Here is a 22,451-nt window from a genome sequence, read left to right as displayed (position 1 = left end):
GAAATGGCTTAATAACTAACACGGCGATAGTTACGATATTCTGGTGTCCAGAAATTATCTTCAATCGCTTGTTTCAACACATCATTACTCAATGGCATAGCCAAACCATCCGCCATAGCAGCTTTTGCCACTTTAAAGGCAATAAATTTAGACACTTGTTGAATATCATTAATATTTGGCAATAAATCCGCTGTGGTATTTTTCAAACGCGGCGAACAATCTGCCAAAGCAGTACTTGCGGCCATCAACATCGAATCACTGATATGGGTTGCACCACATGCAATCACACCTAAGCCAATCCCAGGGAAGATATAGGAATTATTGCACTGTGCAATGCTATACACCTTGCCTTGGAAATAAACGGGTGCAAAAGGACTACCAGTCGCTACAATTGCAGCACCTTGAGTCCATTCAATAATATCTTTTGGTTGTGCTTCAACTTGTGAAGTTGGATTCGACAATGGCAATACGATCGGATGCTTATAATACTTAGCTAAGGTTTTGATGACCTCTTCACTAAACAGGCCCGCCTGTCCCGAGACACCAATCAAGATACTTGGTTTTGCATTCTTGACCACATCTAATAAAGCGACGTTGTCACCTGTATATTCCCAAGTGCTGATTGCATTGACTGGTGTGGCAAGTTTTTGCTGGAAATCGAGTAAGTTCGGCTGTTGATCGGTCATCAGACCAAAACGATCCACCATGAAGATGCGTGAACGCGCTTCATGATCGCTCAAACCTTCATCCATCATCTGTCTAACAATCTGTTCAGCAATACCACATCCTGCTGAACCTGCACCAACAAAAGTAACCGTTTGATCTTTCAGTTGTTTGCCTTGCGCTCTTGATGCAGCAATTAAGGTCGCTACAGTGACCGCTGCTGTACCTTGAATATCATCGTTAAAACAGCAAATTTTGTCGCGGTACTGAGTCAATAATGGCATGGCATTGGTTTGCGCAAAATCTTCAAATTGGATGAGAACATCTGGCCAACGCTGACGCACTGCCGTAATAATTTGCTCAACAAATTCATAATATTGCTCACCGCGGATGCGCGGCTGTTTCCAACCCATATAAATTGGATCATCAAGCAATTCTTGGTTGTTGGTTCCAACATCAATAGTGATCGGTAAGGTATAAGCAGGACTAATACCACCACACGCGGTATACAGAGACAATTTACCAATTGGGATACCCATGCCACCAATACCCTGATCGCCGAGACCCAAAATACGTTCACCGTCAGTAATCACAATCACTTTAACGTTTTTCTTGTTAACGTTATGGATAATTTGATCGATGTATTGACGTTCTGGATAAGAAATAAAGATACCGCGGTGACGACGGTAAATATCCGAAAAGCGCTGACAAGCCTCACCAACCGTAGGGGTATAAATAATCGGCAGCATTTCATCCAAATGCTGACTCAATAAGTTATAGAACAGGGTTTCATTGGTGTCTTGAATATTTCGCAAATAAATATGCTTATTCAAGTCGTTGTCGAATGAAAGATACTGCTGATACGAACGCTGAGTCTGCTCTTCAATATTCTCGATATTGTACGGAACTAGACCATGCAAGTTAAAATTCTCTCTTTCTTCTTCAGAAAAAGCAGAGCCTTTATTTAACAGAGGTAGTTCTAAAAGAGCGTTTCCAGCATAGTGAATATATAAAGGTTTTTTGATTTTACTAGGGTTCACAGACATACTTTACTCTTTAGACTCTCTCTCAAATGTACAAAAAATTTATTCGCTGAAATTCTTTCAAAAAAGAACTCTGGCATGAGCAATAATTTACACTAATCGAAGCTCAAAACCGAATAATCTAACTGTATGCAAACTGATTCATTATTTAGTAAATAAATAGTAACCCCTATTTTGGATCGTTTTTTAAGCTTTCTGCAACATTTTGAATTATTTCTGCACCAACATCTCTTTCGTATTGTAGTGATATCGTTGTAATCACTTTTTAGTGTTAAGAAATAATCACTCAAGCAAGGTTCTGTCTTCCTGATGTAGTAGACAATTTTAGCGATCTAAATATTTTTGCTTTTTGCAGATCGAACTGAAATTAAAATCATGTCCATTTTATTCAAAAGAACATGACCCTAAATCAACTGTCGTCTATTTGATGGTATTTATTTTTTCTTACTTTTTTTAGTGAAAAAGCTGAGTGCATGCGAATAATGTGTCGGTGTAATACGTTGAATTAGATCAAGCACCTTGGCATCGTTTCCAATCAGAATACGCGCTTTATCTGCTTTGACTGCATTCAGAATAATTTTAGCCGCCTGTTCAGGTGGCGTTTTTAAAACCTTATTAAATGCCTGACTCGCCTTGGCTGGGTTCATCCCTAAACTTCGAATACTGTCACTCATTCTAGCACTGTTGGCAATATTGGTTCGGATTCCACCTGGATGCACACAAGTTGCACTTAAGCCATCATTCTGGAGTTTTAATTCTTGTCGTAAAGCCTCTGTAAAACCACGCACTGCGAATTTAGTCGCATTATAAGCACTTTGGGTTGGTTGTGCGGTTAAGCCAAACAGACTGGAAATATTAATAATATGCCCTTCTCCACTTTGCTTGAGATAAGGCAAGAACTCTTTGGTACCGTAGACCACGCCCCAAAAATTAATCTTAAAAATCCACTCCAGTTCATCATAGCTCATGCCTTCTACCGTACTTGCTAAAGCCACACCCGCATTATTAAAAATCATATTGATCTTACCATGTGCCTTGAAGCTGTCTTCTGCCCAATCACGAACGGCTTGTTGATCTGATACATCCAATTTAGTCAATGTAACCTTGACTGGATATTGCTGTACTAAAGCTTGTGTTTCTGTCAGCCCCTGTTCGTTGACATCACTTAGGGCCAAATGTGTACCTTGCTGCGCCAATAAAACAGCCAACTGTTGACCGATTCCAGACCCTGCACCCGTAATTGCAGCGACTTTTTGATTAAAGCTTTTCATATTATGACTCCAAAGAAAGTTGATAAAAATTGGCAACATTTTGTCTAAACATGGCATGCAAAGCCTGATCACCATAAGGACTCAACATTTGAATATAGGCATGGATTAGATCATTTAAATGGGTGTTCGGCTTATCCATTGGAAAATTAGAAGCAAACATAATTCGCTCTGTACCAAATACTGAGATTGCGTGCTGAATCATCGGTGTAAGTAAATTCACCATCTCTGCAATGCTTGCAGTTCGATGTTGTTTATAGAAGGTATGTCCCAATACAGGCATCATCAAACCTGAGATTTTGGCATAGACATTGTTCTGTTCAGCGAGTTGTGCCAGATCCTGTTGCCATTGCTCAAAAATAGCTGCTCGTTGCTGTGGTGTTTTCCCTGTATGCTTACCCACCGCACCAAATAAACCAACAGGCGTCGCCAAATGGTCAAGCACAATAGGTGTTTCTGGAAATTGCTGAGCGAGAGTTGTAATTTCATTTAATTGGGTAGAATAACCCCAAGCATCAAAAGACAATTTCATTTTTGCAAGTTGATCAAAACCTTTTAAGAATTTCTTGTCACGATAGAGATGTGCTCGATCACACCAACGATAAACACCTCTATCTTGATGCCAAGCTGCCATTTTACGAATACCACGAAAGAGCGGGCTTGCATCCTGATGTGCTTGAAGAATATCTTTGAATTTTCGATCTCTTGGGTCAGCTGTCGCAACAATTGCACCTAATTTTAGACCCTGTGCTTTAAAATCTAATTGCTGAATCCAATCTGTTTCTTCAACCACACCCAAGCCTTTGTGGTGATGCCAGTTGGCTTCGACATGAACTACACACTCAACTGAAAATGGCGCTGTATCTATCCGATAATGCTCTGGTAAATAGGGGCTCAATGCATATTCTGTTGACCCTAAACTTTCCAATAATGGTTTGGGTTTAACCAACCGCACTACGCGATCCATTACAGCAGGATATTTCCCTAAAGCTTTGACCAATAAGGCTGCTGAATGCGGTGTGTGGTAAGGATCCCACTGATGAATATGCGGATCGATGATTGCAAAATCTAATCTTGTCATTGTTGTACTCGATATAAGCTCAGCACATAAAATCTGAAATGATGCTCATCCATGGCATCTCTAATATTTCTAAATACAGTGTTCGTGTTTTTAGCCTACTCAACAAAGCACTATGAATAAAATGATTTATTTAAATATTCAAGTATGAATATGATTCATTTTATCGAAATGCCTAAAAAGGTGTATTTCTAAACACTTTCGGGGCACAACCAAAGCTTTGTGCAAAAGCACGACTAAAAGCGGCTTGGGATGAATAACCTACTAATTCAGCAACTTGTGCAACATTTTTATCGGTCTCTTTAAGCAACTGACAGGCCAATTTCATACGCCAATTTTTCAAATATAACATCGGTGATATACCCACCAACTCAACAAACTTCTTGGAAAAACTAGAGCGAGATTGTTTGGTCAGTTGGGCAAGTGATGCAACATCCCATTCATAAGCAGGTTGCGCATGCATCACAGACAATGCCTTACTCATGATTGGATCGCGTAATGCAGAAATCCAACTTTGATGTTCAATCGTCTCTGTAGCTAACCAAAACCGTATCGACCAAACCAACAATAAATCAATAATTCGAGACAGCATTACTCGACTGCCAAGCGCGGGGTGTTCAAGTTCAAGCTTGATTGCAGCAACGGTCATAGGTACCCATTCTGCAATTTTTTCGGCTTCATGATGCGAAGGTACATGAATATAAGTGGGTAATCCTTCTGCAATTGCCTCTCCATAGATTCCTTTCAGCTGAAAAATACAGCTAATCACAGATGCGTCAGTTAGCTGTTCACTTACGATTTCAATCGAATGCTCAAGCTTCGTTGGCAAGACAACAATGTCTCCAGCTTTTAAGATTAGGTCAAGATTAAGTCGTTTAATTTTAAGTCTGCAACTCGCATTTTGAATAATATGGATATAGGGATATTGAGCATGAAAATTTAGTTTTTTCTGCTGTGAAAAGTTTTCTAAACCATAGATTTCACCCGATATCTCAGCAAATCGATAAATATCAAAAAAGATATCTGTTAAAGCATGCTCATCACTCATTTTGCTTGTCTATCCTCAAAAGTGTTTCTGCAAAAACATTGGAGTTTCAGTTATTGTACAAGCCGAACAAATCACCAATAATCTTTTTTAGAAGATTCCGATAGTATAAAAATCGACCAACCTCTTTCTCATTCTTATACAGTCAACCTTCCCTTCTTAAGCTTATAAAATTCAACATAATAGCGTTCAGCTAGGAGATAAATATGAGTACTCAACCTACAATTATTCTCGTACACGGTTTTTGGGGCGGTGCAGCCCATTGGACTAAAGTGATTACTGAACTCTCACATCAGGGGTATAGTGCCTTACGTGCCGTCGAACTCCCTTTGACCTCACTTGCAGATGACGTTGAACGAACCAAAAAAATGATTGCCCAAGTGGACGGTGATGTGCTTTTGGTGGGTCATTCTTACGGCGGAGCAGTGATTACCGAAGCTGGCAATCATCCAAATGTCGTGGGTTTGGTTTATATTGCTGCCTTTGCACCAGACAGCAATGAAAGTCCTGGCGCAATTACCCAACAACATTTACCTGTTGCAGCACCGAATCTAGAGCCTGATAGCGATGGTTATCTCTGGCTGAAAGTAGATAAATTTCACGAAAGTTTCTGCCAAGACCTGAGCAAAGATGAAGGTTTTGCTATGGGCGTTACCCAAAAAGCACCTTTAGCCAGTACCTTTGGCGATAACATTAGCAACCCTGCTTGGAAAACTAAACCCTCTTGGTATCAAATCTCAACCCAAGACCGCATGATCAGCCCAGAAAACCAAGCGGTGATGTCTGATCGTTTAAATGCTAAAAAAGTAATTTCTTTAAACGCAAGTCATGCTTCATTGGCCTCACAACCGAAAGAAGTGACTGCCTTAATTACTGAAGCTGCTACATATTTGGCAAAATAAATATAACGCTCTACAAAATAGGGAATAACTGTATTCCCTATTTGTCTGTCTTAACTCTGCTTCAACAAGACACAGAAATTGCTGCTTATAAAACATATTCCCAGATAATGTAGCCTAGACCAAATCCGAGGAATGCATACAGTGTAATGATGAAGAACACAAAACTGGCATTATTCTTTTTTTTCAAAAAACTCATATCGGCACCTTTGGCTTTGCTCAACTCATGTTGTTATAGTGCAATAAGATACAGACAAAAAAAAGACACAGAATTTTCTAAAAAAAATATAACAGATAAGGATAGAAAAATTGGAACTGTTATGAAAACAGTCCCAAATATTATTAAAACGTGGAAAATACCATCATCAATATATTCAGGACTGTTCGATCTTAATGCCAATATGCTAAAACGATCAGGTTTTCAAATGCGGATTATCCAGTGGCAGTTCCTTGTCTAAATGTGCATCAAAAATATCCGTCAACATACTGTCATAACGTTTAGCGTTGTATTGTACAAGTGACTCTGCTTCAGCAGTTGTAATGAAACCTGTCTCAATCGCATCAGTAATATGTTCCTCAAAGGTCAAACCACTAAACTGATCTTTCGATTCTGCTTTTTTAAACTTATTCCACAACGGTTGTAGTTGTAGTAAAGCCTGAAAAGCAGATTCCATACGTCCCATCACATCGTTAGCATCGGTGTTGTAGTAAACATGTTGCTTCAACTGATCACGGAATGCATGTTCTTGCATGATTAACTGAGCCACTTCTTGCTTCAATTGATCTGATGGTGCTGCAATTGGACGGCCAAATGGGAAGCACAGTAATTTGACCATACACGCAGCAAGTTTCATTGGGAAATTGTCATAGAAGCCAAAGAACGCTTCTTGCACTTGATATAAAGCTTTATTGAGGGCCAATTCTGCATGTTTTCGTTCGGCCTCAGTTCTTTGACCATGCTCATAATATTTCAAAATTGCTGTAGCAATAAATAAGTTCGCATGGATATCAGCCAACCGACCAGACAGCATTTCTTTGCGCTTTAAATCACCTGCTAAAATTCCAAGTGCCATATCTGCCGTCAATGCAAAATCGGTACTGAAACGGTTGATTTTGCTGTAATACACTTTGGAAAAATCATCCGCTTGTTGAGAGCCTTGATCTGAACCACCGGTAATCGAATATGCCGCTGCTCTGGCCGCACGATTAAAGGTATAAGCCAAATGTTTAAACAGTAAAGGAGAAAAAGTTTTGAAAGCAGATACCTTATCTTCCGATTGCAATAGCTGTAATTCTTCAAATAGATAAGGATGACAACGCATTGACCCCTGACCAAAAATCATCAATGAGCGGGTCAGAATATTGGCCCCTTCTACCGTAATCGCCACAGGAATAGATTGATAAGTCAGTGCAAGGAAGTTACGTGGACCTAATTGAATCGCTCGCCCACCCACCACATCCATACCGTGATTCACCACTTTACGCATGGTTTCAGTAGCATAGTATTTTGCCATTGCGGTCATCACCGCAGGCGTTCCACCTTGGTTTAAACCACAGGTCACCAGATAACGAAATGATTCCAACATATAGGCATCACTGGCGATATCACTGGTCGCCTCTTGTACCCCTTCAAAATGCCCAACCGAGATTTTGAATTGTTGGCGAACACTGGCAAATGCACCGACCAACAGGTAGCTCATTTCTCCTCCAGCCGTTGCCAAAGCAGGCAGTGAAATACCTCGCCCCACACCTAGGCACTCCATCAGCATACGCCAACCTTTACCTGCATTTTGCTGCCCGCCAATAATCCAGTCCAATGGAATAAAGACATCACTGCCCTCAACCGTACCATTCATAAACGGTGCACCAGGATTATGTCGAGGGCCGATCTGAATGCCTTCATGGTCAGCAGGAATCAAGGCACAGGTAATGCCATATTCCACTTTATTTTTATCACCGAGTAAACCATCTGGATCATAGAGCTTAAACGCCAAACCAATCACGGTGGCAATCGGTGCAAGGGTAATCCAGCGCTTGGAGAAATTCATTTTTAGACCTAGAACTTCCTGACCTTGGTACTGCCCATAACAGACCACACCCGTATCAGGAATTGCACCTGCATCCGAACCTGCTTCTGGACTGGTCAAACCAAAACAAGGTACTTCTGTACCCTTTGCCAATCCGGGCAAATAGCGTTTTTTCTGTTCTTCTGTTCCATAGTGCAGCAGCAACTCACCTGGCCCAAGCGAGTTCGGCACCATACAACTCACTGCGGCAGTAAGGGAACGAGAAGCGATCTTGCTCATAATGCGACTTTGTGCAAAGGGGGTAAACTGCTTACCGCCAAATGATTTAGGAATAATCAAACCTAAAAAGCCGTTGTCTTTAATAAATTGCCAAACCTCTGGCGGTAGGTCTTTTTCTTGATGATGAATCTGCCATTCATCTAACATGGAACAGAGCTGTTGTACTTCATGATCTAAAAATGCCCGTTCTTCTGCTGATAAAGTTGGATAAGGATATTGATCAAACTTTTCCCAATCAGGTGCCCCCATAAATAGCTCTTTTTCCCACCAACTGGTCCCCGCTTCCAAGGCTTCTCTTTCCGTGATACTCATGCTCGGCATTGCTTTTGAAAGAATATTAAATGCAGGCCGACTCACCAAAGCATCACGTAACGGTGCAATTAAAACAATCACACTCGCCAGAATAATCGGTACGCCCAGTAACAGACTCCACGGTGTAATCAGTACACTACAGAGAATGGCGGCGACAATGGAAACAAGACAGCCAACAGTTCGATTGGCTTCAAAATAAAAAACAGCCCATACCACAACTAACTGAATCAATAGGCCAAGCAATATCAATAATACAATCATATTTGCTCCGTTATCTCAGATTGGGATGAAGATGAAATAAGAAAGATCTAAATTAATTTATGATGAAAGTCATTCTTCAATAAACAAAATGGCTATTTTTTATTCTACATATCGAAGCGCTATTTGCTTGATTAACTACTAAAATTTACACAAAGCCATTCAGATGACACCGAAAATGAAAATTATTGACAGGGTTGTATTCAGCTCTAAAAAACGGGAATCTTTCTACCCAAAATTCCAAAAATAAAATCATCAATCATTGTTCTTTTTAACACGACACAGCAAAGAATCATCAAGGCAACATTTTAAGTAAATGGCTGGCAGTTATCCAATGTCGATTTAAATTGGACGGAGGATAACTGTCTTTATATCTAGCAATTATTATTTAAGATGAAAAATTCATCCCACCACCCAATGCAGCCACCAATTGCGCTGAATTTTTGAGATGCAATTGCTGTAATTCCAATAAGCGTTCTTCTGCGCTCAAACGCAGATTCTGTGCTGTCGCGACTTCTAAATAGCTGACCAAACCAGCTTGATAACGCTGCTTGGCAACCCGTTCATTTTCAACCGACAGCTTAAGCAGTTGCTGTTGCGCTGCGATCTGCTGCTGGAAATGACCTGCTTGCAGCAAACCATCCTCCACCTCTTTCCAACCTGTTAAAACAGAATGCTTATAAGCTGCAAGCTTTTCATCGTAATTGGCTTGAGCCTGTTGAATATCAGCCTGTCGTTTTCCACCATCAAACAATGTACCTAAGGCTTTTGCACCGATTGACCATGCAGTATTGGGTGACTGCAATAAAGTATGAAAGACCTGACTATTGGCACTGCTATCCAAGCTGATGGTCAAATCAGGTAACCATGCAGTTTGTGCTAAGCCTAATTGCGCATGTGTGAATGCTAATTCGCGTTCGCTACGAATCACATCGGGACGTTGTGCCAACAGGCGACTTGGAATTTGGGTCAGAATGTGAGGGGTGCTGAATTGATAGCGATTTTTATTTAAATTAAAGTCCGCTACATTGCGTCCAACTAAGACCGCCAACACATTCTCTTGCAAATCACGACTACGTTGTAGCTCTAACAATTGCAACCCGACTTGTTTAAGTTGGGTCTCAGCCTGGATCACATCAGCCCGTGCAATCATGCCTGCTTGGTATTGCTGCTGTAAAATACGCACAGATCGTTGATCACTTTGCTGGGTCTGATTTAACACATCCAGTTTGGCGTCGAATAAGCGAATGCTCCAATAGGCCTCTGCTGCAAGCAGTTGCTGACTCAGTTGAATGGCAGCCAAATCTGCAGCAGATGCTTGTAGATTCGCCTGTTGCCCTTCCACCGCTTTTGCAACTCTCCCCCAAAGATCAGGAATCCAACTCACTGCGACATTGGCACCGAATTGACGACTCTTGCCAGCATTCTTAGTTTCAGTCTGATTGGCATTGCCGCCCATGCTGATGCTCGGAAGCGCATTGGCCCGTTGCCCATCCAACAGTGCCATGGCATGGCGATACTTGGCTTGGGCCTGTTGGATGCTCAAGTTGTCCTGATCCAATTGCTGTATCAGCGTGGATAAGGTCGGATCTTGATACATCTCCCACCATGGCTGTGGTGTCGCTGCTATCTTAGAAGCTTCAATCCACTGCAAATCTGCATATTTATACTGTGCAGCACTTTGAATCACGGGCTGCTGATAGACTGCGGGCTTAAAGGTACTGGACGACTGACATGCTGTGAGCAGCATCGTCACTGCGAGACCCATAGAAAGTGTAAAAACTGTTTTTTTCATAGCGACTTCCTATTTATTCCAACGCATGACATTCAATCGCAGTTTGAAGCGATTCAGGAATTGAGCCAATTTTTCAAATATGAGATACATCACAGGGGTGGTATATAAGGTTAATAATTGCCCCAGTGCCAATCCACCAACAATGGCAATCCCCAGTGGTTGCCGCATTTCCGAGCCTTCGCCCCAACCGAGTGCCAAAGGAATCGCACCCAATAAAGCTGCGGTATTGGTCATTAAAATCGGTCTGAAACGCAATGTTGCCGCAGCGATAATGCTATCTAAATCGGTGTGACCTTGACGCCGTTGCTGCAAAGTAAAATCAATCAGCAAGATCGCATTTTTCACCACAATCCCGATTAGCAAAAAGATGCCTAACAAGGCAATCAGGCTAAAAGGAATCTGAAACAACCATAAGCTAAGTAAAGCACCCAGAGCTGCTGTCGGAATAGTGGATAAAATGGTAAAAGGATGCACAATACTTTCATAAGTGATTCCTAAGACGATAAAAATCAGCACAATCACAGCCGCAATCAAAGCAGGTGTACTCAAACCTGCCTGTAGGCTTTCAGTTTCGACATCACGATCTGTCATCACAAAGATTTCTTTTGGCAGCATGATCTTTGGCAAGATCTGACGAATCGCAGCATCTGCCTGTTCATAGCTATAGCCTTTCTTCACCACGTAGCCAACACCCATGGCAGCAAATTGATTTCGGCGATGAACCCGATCATTACTAATGCCATAACTCCACGTAGCAAAATTGCTTAAGGGCACATAGGCTCCTTGTTGATTCGGAATTTTGACATCTGCCAAGGCTTCAGGATGTTCGGTAAAACGTTGATCAACTTCCATCACCACATAAAACTGATCATTGCGATCATAAATTGTGGAAATCTGCCGTTGCGAAAAGGAGTTATTGAGAACACTGGAAACGCTTTCAATATCAATGCCCAATCGTTTTGCGGCTTCACGGTCAATATCTAAAGTGACATGCTGCGCCCCTTCATCGCCCTGTGTTTCCACCTCTTCAAACTCAGGCAGTTTACGCATGGCCTCTGCAACTTTGGGCGCCCATTCACGCAGTAAGCTCACATTGTCAGATTGCAGTAACAGCAAATATTCTTGTGCATTACCACTGGAAAAAGGATCATCCAGTTCCAAATCTTGTTCAACATCCGCTGAGAACACAGCCCCCGCCTGCCAAGGTGCATTTTTCTTTAAACGCTCGACCACTTGTTTGGAGCTTAAACCATCGCGTTCAGCTTTTGGTTTGAGACTGACCATTAAAAATGAGTTGGTCATGCCGCCACCGCCACCAGAAGTACCGACCACATCCTTTACCGCAGGATCTTTGAGTAAGGCTTGATTAAACGCGGCAATTTTTGGCTGCATAATCTGAAAAGAAAAGCCATCATCGCCACGAATAAAAGCACCAACTCGCCCTGTGTCCTGTTCAGGCAAAACACGTTTAGGCAATAAATTGTAGAGATAAACTGAAGCAATGATTGCCGTCAACCACAGCACCACAATCAGATAAGCATGTTTGAGTACCCAATGCAGAGAGCGAATATAAGATTGGGTCAAGCCCTGAATCAGGTCATGGCTATAACGATACAATCGTGAAGGTTGATTGAGAGATAGGGGTTTTAAACAGCGCGCTGATAAGCTTGGGGTTAAGATTAAGGACACAAAGACCGATAAAATCACCACAAAAACCAGTGTGAGCGAAAACTCCCTGAATAAGCGTTCTATCACACCACCCATAAACAACACTGAAAGGAAAATCACCATCAATGCCAGATTCATGGCAATCAAGGTAAAGCCCACCTCTTGGATGCCTTTTACTGCCGCTTGTGCGGGAGAGTCTCCTTGCTCGATATAGCGTTCAATATTTTCGAGTACCACAATGGCATCATCCACCACCAAACCAATCGCCACAATGATCGCCATAATCGACAGATTATTCAGGGAAAATCCAGCCAAATAAATCAGACTGCATACGCCAATTAAAGTGACCAGCAATGCCATTGCGGGAATCACCGCACTTTGCAATCGCCCTAACATCAGCACCACAACAATGACCACCAATAACATCGATAAAAACAGAGTATCCCTTGCTTCTTCTAAACTATTACGGACAATAGTCGAGCCATCCATCACCACAGTTAATTGCGCATCACGTGGTATCAGTTCTCTTAGAACGGGCAATTTGGCTTTAATCAGGTCAATGGTCGCCACGGTATTGGCATTGGGCTGTCGGCTAATCTTTAAAATCACCGCAGGCTGTCCATTGTGGAAACCACTGACATAGCGGTTTTCAACCGAATCACGTACTTCTGCAACATCTTTTAAGCGAATCACCCCTTGATCGGTGTGTCGGATGATCAAATTGGCAAAATCTTCGGCGGTCTTTAATTCTGTAGAAAGTGCCACTTGCCAACGTAATTGCTGTTGCTCTACCACGCCCAATGCCTGCACCACATTACTTTTCGCGACCACCTGCCGCACCTGCTCTAGAGATAAACCCGTTGAAATTAGAGCAGTTGGATTGATGGTGATACGCACGGCAGGCATGGAAGCCCCATCAATCGACACTTCACCGACACCACTGATCTGTGCCAAATTCGGTTGCAATTGATTAGAGGCAATTTCGTATAGCTTTGCCGCTGAAAGTTGTTTTGAGCTGAGTGCCAAATAGAAAATCGGGCTTTGACTCGGGTTGATTTTGAAATACTCAGGCGGACTCGGCATGCCTGCAGGTAGCTGCGACATAGCAGCATTGATGGCAGCCTGAACCTCGCGCGCTGCTTCATTGATATCGGTATTTAAATCAAAGTGTAAAACCACCTGTGTGGAACTTTGATTGCTGGATGAATTAATCGCTTTAACCCCAGACACCCCCATCATGGCACGTTCTAAGGGTGTAGCGACAGTCGCAGACATACTTTCTGGACTGGCACCGGGTAGATTGGCACGCACCACAATGGTCGGAATATCCGCTTGTGGCAATGCCGCAACTGGCAAACGCAGATAAGCCAATATACCGAGCAGAACAATCGCAATACCTAGCAGCATACTGGCCACTGGGCGTTTTACAAATACAGACAGCAGCGTCATTTCGATAGTCCTGCCTGATCTGAAAGCATGTTTGCATCAGTTTGCTTGGCTTGCAGACGATCAAAAAACAGATACACCACAGGTGTGGTAAATAAGGTGAGCACCTGACTGACCAATAGCCCACCGACCATCACCAAGCCTAAGGGTTGACGAAGTTCAGCCCCAGAACCAGAAGCCAGCATCAGCGGAATTGCGCCAACGACTGCGGCCAATGTGGTCATCAAAATCGGACGGAAGCGTAATAAAGCAGCCTGATAAATGGCCTGCTCAGCTGATAACCCCTCATTACGTTGTGCAGCAAGTGCAAAGTCCACCATCATGATGCCGTTTTTCTTGACCAAACCAATCAATAAAATAATCCCGATCAGCGCAATCATGTCCAACGGCCGCCCCACCATAAACAAAGCCAGTAATGCACCAATCGCGGCAGAAGGTAAGGTTGAAAGAATGGTGACTGGATGAATAAAACTCTCATACAACATGCCGAGCACAATATACATGGTCACGATTGCTGCAATCACCAACCAAAAGGTATGTTGCTGTGAATTTTCAAAAGCCGCTGCCGCCCCTTGCAGTTGCACCTGTAACTCTGGTGGTAGATCAAGGCTTTGTTTAACCTGCTCAATCGCAGCAATAGCTTCGCCTAAAGAGACATCCTTGGCTAAATTAAAGGAAATCCCAACCGCAGGAAATTGAGACTGTTGCTGTAAAAGAATAGGCGCATGTTTTTCGACAATCGTGGCGACAGAGCTCAATAAAATCGGCTGTCCTTGGTTGTTATGGATATAAGTCTGATTTAAGGCCTCAATCCCTTGGGTGAGTCTAGGATCTAACTCCAAAACGATACGGTACTGATTAGACTGGGTATATAAAGTTGCGATTTGGCGTTGCGCAAATAGGTTCTGCAAAGACAAGCTAATGTCTTCAACACTCAAACCTAAACGTGCTGCTGCATCACGGTTAACCTCAATATAGGCTTGTAAACCCTGCCCTGCATCTTCACTGGTCACTGCTGCAAATGCAGCCTGCTGACGCAACGCCTGAACCAGTTTAGGTGTCCATTCCTCAACCAATTGATTTTTCGGTGCTGTCACACTCAGCTGATATTGGGTGCGGCTAATTTTGTCTTCTATACTGAGTTCTTGCACAGGTTGCATCCAACCTTTAATGCCATGTACCTGTGCAAAATTTTCATTCAGTCGTGCCATCACTTCCGCAGCAGGTGCACGTTCGGCATGTGCTTTTAAATTCACCAAAATGCGCCCATTGCTTAACTTCGGATTATTGGCATCGACACCAATAAAAGAAGATAAGCTGGCTACCGCAGGATCTTTTAAAATCACTTCGGCCAAGGCCTGTTGACGCTCACTCATGGCCTGAAATGAAATCTGGTCAGGGGCTTCCGTCACCACTTGAATCACACCATTGTCCTGTACAGGGAAAAAGCCTTTCGGAATCGACCAATACAGCAGTCCTGCCAGTAACACTGTGGCCAACATCACCATCAATGTCAGCAGTTGGTGTCGAAGTACCCATTGCAACAACTTCGCATAGTGCTGAATCACACGATCCAGACTCCATCTACTCGGTTGCTCTGCATGCTTCGGTGCATCTTTCAGTAAATAGGCACACATCATGGGGGTTAAAGTCAGCGAAACGACCAATGAAAGTGCAATTGCAGCAGCCAGTGTCACAGCAAACTCATGGAATAAGCGTCCGACCACATCACCCATGAAAAGCAGAGGAATCAAAACTGCAATCAAGGAAATCGTCAAAGAAATTAAGGTAAAGCCAATTTCTTTAGAACCTTTCAATGCCGCTTGCAACATGCTTTCACCTGACTCTCGGTGTCGCGCAATATTTTCGAGCATGACAATAGCATCATCCACCACAAATCCCGTGGCGATGGTTAATGCCATTAAAGTCAAGTTATTCACCGAGAAGCCAAGGAAATACATCAGTACGAACGTACCAATAATCGATAGCGGTACGGCAATACTCGGAATCAAGGTCGCAGCAAAGTTACGCAAAAACAGGAAGGTGACCAACACCACTAAACACACAGCGAAGACCAGTTCTTTTTGTACATCTTTAATCGAGCTACGAATACTTTCCGTTCGGTCGGTCAGGACGCGAATACGAACATTGTCGGGTAGGTTCTGTTGTAATTCAGGTAGGATTTTTTTGATCTGATCAGCCACTTCAATTACATTGGCATTGGGCTGACGCTGGATATTCACCAAAATAGCAGACTGGCTGTCCGCCCATGCAGCCATATAGCGATCTTCACTGCCCTCAAGCACCTGTGCAACATCTTTTAAACGAATCGGTGCACCATTGTTCCAACGTAAAATCAGGTTTTCATAATCGGCAATCGAACGCATCTGATCATTGGCATCCAGCATGGTCGAGCGAAAAGGCCCATCAAAACTTCCTTTTGGTTGATTGGCATTGGCAGCAGAAATAGCCATACGTACATCTTCAGCACTGAGCTTAAATGCCGCAAGCGCAATTGGATTCATCTGCACACGGATTGCAGGACGTTGCCCACCTGCAAGGCTGACCATCCCCACACCTGAAAGCTGAGACAGTTTTTGTGCCACTCGCGTATCGACCATGTCATAGACCGTGGTCAGTGGCAAACTGTCAGAGCTAATTGCAAGGGTAATCACGGGCACATCCGCAGGATTCACTTTGCGATAAATCGGTGGTGTCGGTAAATCATTGGGCAATTTACTGCTTGCGGTACTTAAGGCCGACTGTACTTCTTGCTCGACAATGCCCAGCTCGGCAGATAACTCAAATTGCAGGGTGATCACAGAAGCACCGACCGAGCTATTCGAAGACATTTGCTTCAAACCTGCAATTTTGCCCATCTCCCTTTCCAAAGGTGAGCTGATGGTTCGCTGTACCGTGTCTGGATTTGCACCTGGCTGAAAGGTGTATATCTGAATAATCGGATAATCAACCTGCGGTAATGCTGATACAGGTAATAAACGCCAAACCAACAGGCCACTGAAAAATAGCGCCAACATCAATAAAGTGGTGGCGACGGGTCGTAAAATAAAGAATCTGGAAATATTCATACGCTTATCCAGCTACTGTTTTTGCTGGTAGTGGCTTAGAAACATCATCTTGAATAACTTGTACTTCTTGCCCTTCGGAAAGACGATCAATCCCCTCTAGAACAACGCGTTCATTGCCTTGTAAGCCTTCAATGATCTCGGTCTGTCCTTGTGAAACCGCACCCAGCTTTAACATACGCACTTCGGCTTTATGTTCTTTATTCACGATATAAACATAAGTGCCTTTTGCCCCATGTTGAATGGCATCACTCGGTAAATGCACTGCATTTTGCAAGGTCTTGGCATTTAATCGAACATTGACAAATTGATTGGGGAATAAAGCATCATCAAGATTGGCAAAAACGGCTTTTACTTTGAGTGTGCCAGTATTCAAATCAATCTGGTTATCCAGTGCCTGAACTGATCCTGTTGCCAGTTGTTTTTGTTCTGCACGATCCCAAGCACTGACTTGAATGCTTTGCTTATTTTTTGTGGCTTGGCGTATTGTATCTAAGTAATTTTCAGCCACTGCAAACTGAATATACACAGGATGGATTTGAGTAATACTCAATAAACCTGTTGTTTCATTGGCTTGGATTAAATTACCTGCATCTTTTAAGCGAAAACCAACACGACCATCTATCGGTGCATATATTTTGGTATAAGACAGTTGTAACTTTGCCGCATCGACCTGTGCTTGATTGGCTTGCATCTGTCCCTTGAGCTGATTGACCAAAGCTTGCTGTTGATCTACCTGTTGCTTGGCAATCGAGTCTTGCTTAAATAGCAACTGGTAGCGACTCAATTCAGTTTGTGCATTTTGCAACTGCGCTAAATTTTGTTGTTGGGTACCTTGTGCCTGCGCCAATGCGACCTGAAATGGTGTCGGGTCAATTTGTGCCAGCAATTGCCCTTTCTTGATGTATTGACCCTCTTGGAAATACAGTTTTTGCAGCACACCTGACACCTGACTTTGAACATTCACAGTATTGGCAGGAACGACTGTACCAATCGCCTTAATTTGTAATTGCAAATCGCCACGTTGTACCCCGACCACACGAACAGGCACAGGTTTACTCCATTGGCTAAACGACTCTTGTTTATCGGCTTGGGATTTCTTCCAATAATTCCACCCCCATACCATCAGCAATAAAAGTACCGTCAAAGCAATCAACCATTTGATTTTATTTGATCGAGAATGCTGTTGTGGTTTTAAATCAATCTGTTGTTCACTCATGGCATGCTCTACTTAATCAAACAAAATTCATTAAAAATATGGAAGATGACGAAAACAAAAAATGTTCCCCTACATTGGTTTAGTCGAACGAAAATCAAAATCAGCTCAATTTTTTCTGTAAAAGTATGTATACAATTTTATTGATATTAAGAACAATTATCATTACTATTTGAAAATATTTTTTCCATCCGCCTTTAATTGTGCATCTCCCTGCTCATTTGTGGACTCCTTGCTATGAACCTGAATGTAGAAAAACAGTTATGGTTTAGCCACGTTTATCAATCGCAACAAAGCTCGCTGTTGTCTTGGTTTAAGCACAAACTACAGCACCACCATCAATCTGAAGACTTGAGTCAGGAAGTGTTCTACCGTGCCTTAAAAAGTGACTATTGCTTTGAAAAGATTAAAGAACCTCAGGCATGGTTGATGGGTATCGCCAAGCATGTGATTATTGATTATTGGCGACATCAGCATGTTGAACACTTATATTTAGATGCACTTGCACAGCTACCAGAAGAATACTATCCCTCTGCTGAATACGAAGTCTGTATTCGTGAAACGCTTTATCAAGTGCATTTGATGCTGGAAAAGCTACCTCAACGCACCGCACAGGTGTTTTTATTATCGCAATTGGATGGACTGACCTATCGTGCGATTAGTGAAAAACTGGATGTTTCAGAGGCAACGGTCAAAAGAGATATGAAACAGGCTTTCTTGGCCTGCATAAGTCTTTATAATCAGACCGATTAATTGCTGAATTTGCTTTGCTGCTATGTCTCAAGCCCCTAAAATCCCTGATCATGTATTGGACCAAGCCGCAGATTGGCTGGTGCTATTACATTCAGGCGAAATGACAGAGTTACAGCAGCAACAATTTCAACAATGGCAAGCAGAAAAACAAGAACATGCCTTAGCCATTCAGCAAATCAATAAATTTACCCACGGCTTAACAGGTTTATCCAACCACTTTCCCTCAGATTCTTTAGTCCAGTCCAAGCAAAAATTTAATCTGACTGCAAAACGAAATATGCTGTTAAGCCTGTCAGGGTTGCTCGTTATCGGCTGCGGAATGTATTTATTACCTTGGGCAAAATGGCAGTCTGATGATCATACCGAGGTTGGTGAAATTAAAACTGTTGCCCTGCAAGATGGTTCAACCTTGATCTTGGCCAGTGATAGCTATATCAACGTAAATTTCTCCGAACAGACTCGGCAAATTCAACTGATCGAAGGTGAAATTTATATCCAGACCGCCAAAGATCCACAACACCGCCCCTTTATGGTGAAGACCAAAAATGGTGCGATTGAGGCCTTGGGTACTCAGTTTACGGTACGACAAGAGCATCACGACCAAACTCGAGTCAAAGTCTATCAACATGCTGTCGCTTTACAGCCGCAGGATTCTGAGCAAAAGCAGATTTTGCAGGAGGGCCAACGCGCATATTTCGACAGCCAACAGATCTCTAAACCCCTGCCACTGAACAATGAGCAACCCTACTGGACTCAACAATTACTGGTGGTAGAACAATGGCCACTAGAAAAAGTCATTGATGAACTATATCGTTATCAAAAAGGCACTTATTTCATCGAGCCAGCCTTAAAAGACCTTCGCGTTTCAGGCGTGTTTTCGTTAAAAAATCCCCAACAAAGCTTAGAAACACTGGCCTATACCCACCAACTTGAGCTGGGCTATTACAGTCCGTATATATTAAAAATAAAAAAAAGATAAAAAGATGATCCTTTTTTTGGTCTTGTTCGACTTATAGAGAAATACACTCCCAGTTGAGAACACCACATGAAGGATTATCAGGCGAAAACTACCTTGGCGTTGGCTGTACGCGCCATTTTATGGGGCATGCCACTCAGCGTTGTCAGCATTGCAACTACTTCTGCTTATGCTGCCAATGTTTATCAGATTTCGATTAGCTCAACCACACTCGATCAAGCACTTAAACAGCTAGCGATTCAAACAGGTACCACGATCAGCTATGACTCAACCACACTCTCTAAAATAAAAAGTGCTTCACTGAAAGGAAATTATTCAGTAGAAACTGCTTTAGAGACTTTGCTTAAACCGCATGCATTTGAAGCAATCAAAGTTCCAAATGCGGGATACAGCATTCAAGCCAAAGCAACTGTAGCTGCTGTTGAACCTAAAGTGGTCAAATTGGAAGCAATTCACACACGAGCAGATCAAACTCGTAATGGCAACACTCAGCAGGCAAATAATTCAACACAGCTTCCAACAATTTCGATCAAAGCAGCTAGCCAAAATATGACAAATGTTGGCAAGCAAGCTCAGAATATTAAAGACGTCCCACAATCTGTAACCGTTATGTCCCGTCAGCGTATTGATGAACAAGGTTTAAAAACACTTGATGATGTGTTGGTACAAACAACAGGCGTAACACGTGAACAGCTCTGGTTAAACAATAACTATAGTGCTCGTGGTCTAAAGATTGAAAATATTCGTTATGACGGTGGAAGTACCTCAAGTCTAGAAGACCGTAGCAATAGTGCCGATATGGCACAATATGATGCTGTTGAGGTATTACGTGGTGCGGATGGTTTATTCGGTGCAGGTGAAGCTGGCGGTGTGATTAATCTCACCTCTAAACGACCAAAAGCAGAAACCGAAATCAATGGATCGATTTCAGCAGGTAGCTGGAATAATTATCGTGGCGAATTCGATGCGACAGGTTCTTTAACACAAGATCAAAGTGTTAAGGGTCGTTTGGTTACTGTTCTCCAAGATCGAGACTTCTTCTACAAACCAACACAAAGCCGCCGTGAAATGGTCTATGGTGCATTAAGCTTTGACTTATTACCCGAAACAACATTGTTTACAGGTGTGAGTTATCAAAAAGATAAAGTGGATGCTTTTAATGCCAGTTTACCTCGCTGGGAAGATGGCGCAGATTTACATTTTTCACGCAGTACAACAACGGGAGCACCTTGGGGCTGGATCGAGCGTAAAAATACATCCTTCTTCGCCAATCTCCAACACCAAATTAATGATGACTGGAAAACACAACTGAATGTGCGTCACAACATTGGTAATGATGCAATTAACAGTGCTGAAATGGAAGGTGCCGTTAGTTATGAGACTCACCAAAGCCAATGGTGGCGCTATCAGGATGATACGCGCTTTAAAGAAACCACAATGGATTTAAACCTACAAGGCAGCTTTAATTTATTTGAACAAAAGCATGATCTAATTTTAGGTATTGATCACAGTAACAACCAAAAAGATTATCGTCAAAACTGGACTTATTACGCTAATGGCGATGCATTTAATCGCGTTGCACCACCAGAATGGGAGTATCCAGCTGCCATTTGGGATACCAATACGACCCATAAGAATAATAAATCAGCACTTTATGGTTCTTTAAAATTACGCCCTGTTGATGATTTAGCCCTCATTATTGGTGGCCGCTATACCTTTAAAGATGAGTTAACCATCAACAACCACAATAGCAATATTGAAAACACATACACAGAAGACAAAAAGTTTGTTCCTTATTATGGGATTACCTATGATATTTTGCCTTCTACAACAGCCTATGCAAGCTTTGCAGAAATTTATAAAAATCAGCGTAACTATTTAACAGCAGCAGATGGTCCAGGGCTCGAACCATTAACAGGGCGAAATATTGAATTTGGTATCAAGCATCAAATTAATGCAAACTTGCTTGCGTCCATTGCCTACTTCGATATCAAAAAAGAAAAGGAAAAAGTGTATAACACCTATACCAGCATTCCAAACAGCAACTCACTATGCTGTTACATCGGTACAGGTTCTATGGAAAGTAAAGGGGTTGATGTTGAACTCAATGGCAATATTAGCCCTGACTGGAATTTATCTGTAGGTTATACCTACAATAAAAACGAGAAAAAGGATAATACTGAAAATCCATATAATACCTACACCCCTAAAAATCTGTTAAAAATTTGGACAACCTATCAGCTTGATCAAATTGCCGATGGCTTAGAAATAGGTGGCGGTGTAATCGCTCAAAGTAAAAACTATGCAACTGGATCAGTCAAAGAATTTAATCCAGTCACACAAAAGTTTGATGGTGCTCGGAAAAATATTGAACTGGTTCAACCCAATTATGCTATTTGGTCAGCGCGTGTCGCTTATGATATTAATCCTCAATGGAATATCGCACTTAACCTAAACAATATTTTTGACAAAACCTATTACAGTACGATCGGCAACCCTGGTTATGGTAATTTTTATGGCGAACCGCGTAATGTCCTTTTGACTTTAAAAGCAAGTTACTAAGCCTGCGAAATCAACCTATAACGCATAAAAAGAGGAAACTTTCGTTTCCTCTTTTTATTTCACCGCGATACAACGAA

Annotated in this window: 14 protein-coding genes; 4 read left to right on the top strand and 10 right to left on the bottom strand. The window is 42.3% G+C overall.

Features of this window, described 5'->3' with window-relative positions:
• Positions 1-8: 8 nt before the first annotated feature.
• From F3J02_RS06000 to F3J02_RS05985, 4 genes are all read right to left on the bottom strand, one after another.
• Complete coding sequence (locus tag F3J02_RS06000) at positions 9-1,709, bottom strand: NAD-dependent malic enzyme (protein ID WP_167248144.1); 1,701 nt, start codon at positions 1,707-1,709, stop codon at positions 9-11.
• 431 nt (positions 1,710-2,140) lie between these two features.
• A complete protein-coding gene (locus F3J02_RS05995) occupies positions 2,141-2,977 on the bottom strand; it encodes an SDR family NAD(P)-dependent oxidoreductase (RefSeq protein WP_167248143.1) in 837 nt (278 codons plus the stop codon).
• 1 nt (position 2,978) lies between these two features.
• Complete coding sequence (locus F3J02_RS05990; protein ID WP_167248142.1) at positions 2,979-4,055, bottom strand: amidohydrolase family protein; 1,077 nt, start codon at positions 4,053-4,055, stop codon at positions 2,979-2,981.
• 172 nt (positions 4,056-4,227) lie between these two features.
• Positions 4,228-5,100, bottom strand: a complete 873-nt coding sequence (locus tag F3J02_RS05985; RefSeq protein ID WP_167248141.1) for a helix-turn-helix transcriptional regulator — start codon at positions 5,098-5,100, stop codon at positions 4,228-4,230.
• A 203-nt stretch (positions 5,101-5,303) separates the two neighbouring features.
• Between F3J02_RS05985 and F3J02_RS05980 the strand changes: the two genes are divergently transcribed.
• On the top strand, positions 5,304-5,999 hold the full coding sequence (locus F3J02_RS05980) for an alpha/beta hydrolase (protein ID WP_167248140.1): 696 nt from the start codon (positions 5,304-5,306) through the stop codon (positions 5,997-5,999).
• An 85-nt stretch (positions 6,000-6,084) separates the two neighbouring features.
• Here the strand turns inward: F3J02_RS05980 and F3J02_RS05975 are convergent, their stop codons facing one another.
• The 6 genes from F3J02_RS05975 to F3J02_RS05950 all read right to left on the bottom strand — a co-directional run bounded on the left by F3J02_RS05975 (position 6,085) and on the right by F3J02_RS05950 (position 18,086).
• Entirely contained in the window at positions 6,085-6,195 is a 111-nt protein-coding gene (locus tag F3J02_RS05975) for a hypothetical protein (protein WP_085942822.1), read from the bottom strand.
• A 214-nt stretch (positions 6,196-6,409) separates the two neighbouring features.
• Positions 6,410-8,875, bottom strand: a complete 2,466-nt coding sequence (locus F3J02_RS05970) for an acyl-CoA dehydrogenase (protein ID WP_167248139.1) — start codon at positions 8,873-8,875, stop codon at positions 6,410-6,412.
• A gap of 385 nt (positions 8,876-9,260) precedes the next feature.
• The gene (locus tag F3J02_RS05965; protein WP_167248138.1) at positions 9,261-10,667 is read right to left on the bottom strand and encodes an efflux transporter outer membrane subunit; all 1,407 of its coding nucleotides are present in this window, start codon (positions 10,665-10,667) and stop codon (positions 9,261-9,263) included.
• Positions 10,668-10,676: 9 nt separating this feature from the next.
• Positions 10,677-13,784 carry an efflux RND transporter permease subunit gene (locus tag F3J02_RS05960; protein WP_167248137.1) on the bottom strand — a complete coding sequence of 1,036 codons (3,108 nt, stop codon included), beginning with the start codon at positions 13,782-13,784 and terminating at the stop codon, positions 10,677-10,679.
• Positions 13,781-16,870: a multidrug efflux RND transporter permease subunit gene (locus F3J02_RS05955; RefSeq protein ID WP_167248136.1), complete on the bottom strand. Its 3,090-nt coding sequence runs from the start codon at positions 16,868-16,870 to the stop codon at positions 13,781-13,783. Before F3J02_RS05955 ends, F3J02_RS05960 begins: the two co-directional genes overlap by 4 nt.
• Positions 16,871-16,874: 4 nt before the next feature.
• Positions 16,875-18,086, bottom strand: a complete 1,212-nt coding sequence (locus F3J02_RS05950; protein ID WP_167248135.1) for an efflux RND transporter periplasmic adaptor subunit — start codon at positions 18,084-18,086, stop codon at positions 16,875-16,877.
• A gap of 234 nt (positions 18,087-18,320) precedes the next feature.
• Between F3J02_RS05950 and F3J02_RS05945 the strand changes: the two genes are divergently transcribed.
• The 3 genes from F3J02_RS05945 to F3J02_RS05935 all read left to right on the top strand — a co-directional run bounded on the left by F3J02_RS05945 (position 18,321) and on the right by F3J02_RS05935 (position 22,374).
• Positions 18,321-18,836 (top strand): sigma-70 family RNA polymerase sigma factor, encoded by a 516-nt coding sequence (locus F3J02_RS05945; RefSeq protein ID WP_167248134.1) that lies wholly within the window; start codon positions 18,321-18,323, stop codon positions 18,834-18,836.
• Between the two features lie 22 nt (positions 18,837-18,858).
• Positions 18,859-19,815 (top strand): FecR family protein, encoded by a 957-nt coding sequence (locus F3J02_RS05940; protein ID WP_167248133.1) that lies wholly within the window; start codon positions 18,859-18,861, stop codon positions 19,813-19,815.
• A gap of 66 nt (positions 19,816-19,881) precedes the next feature.
• Complete coding sequence (locus tag F3J02_RS05935) at positions 19,882-22,374, top strand: TonB-dependent siderophore receptor (protein WP_167248132.1); 2,493 nt, start codon at positions 19,882-19,884, stop codon at positions 22,372-22,374.
• Positions 22,375-22,451: the final 77 nt, after the last annotated feature.

The sequence above is a fragment of the Acinetobacter sp. Tr-809 genome (assembly GCF_011753255.1).
Classification (GTDB): domain Bacteria; phylum Pseudomonadota; class Gammaproteobacteria; order Pseudomonadales; family Moraxellaceae; genus Acinetobacter.
Note: the sequence above shows the minus strand (reverse complement) of the source record. Positions and strands in the feature narration are given on the sequence as shown.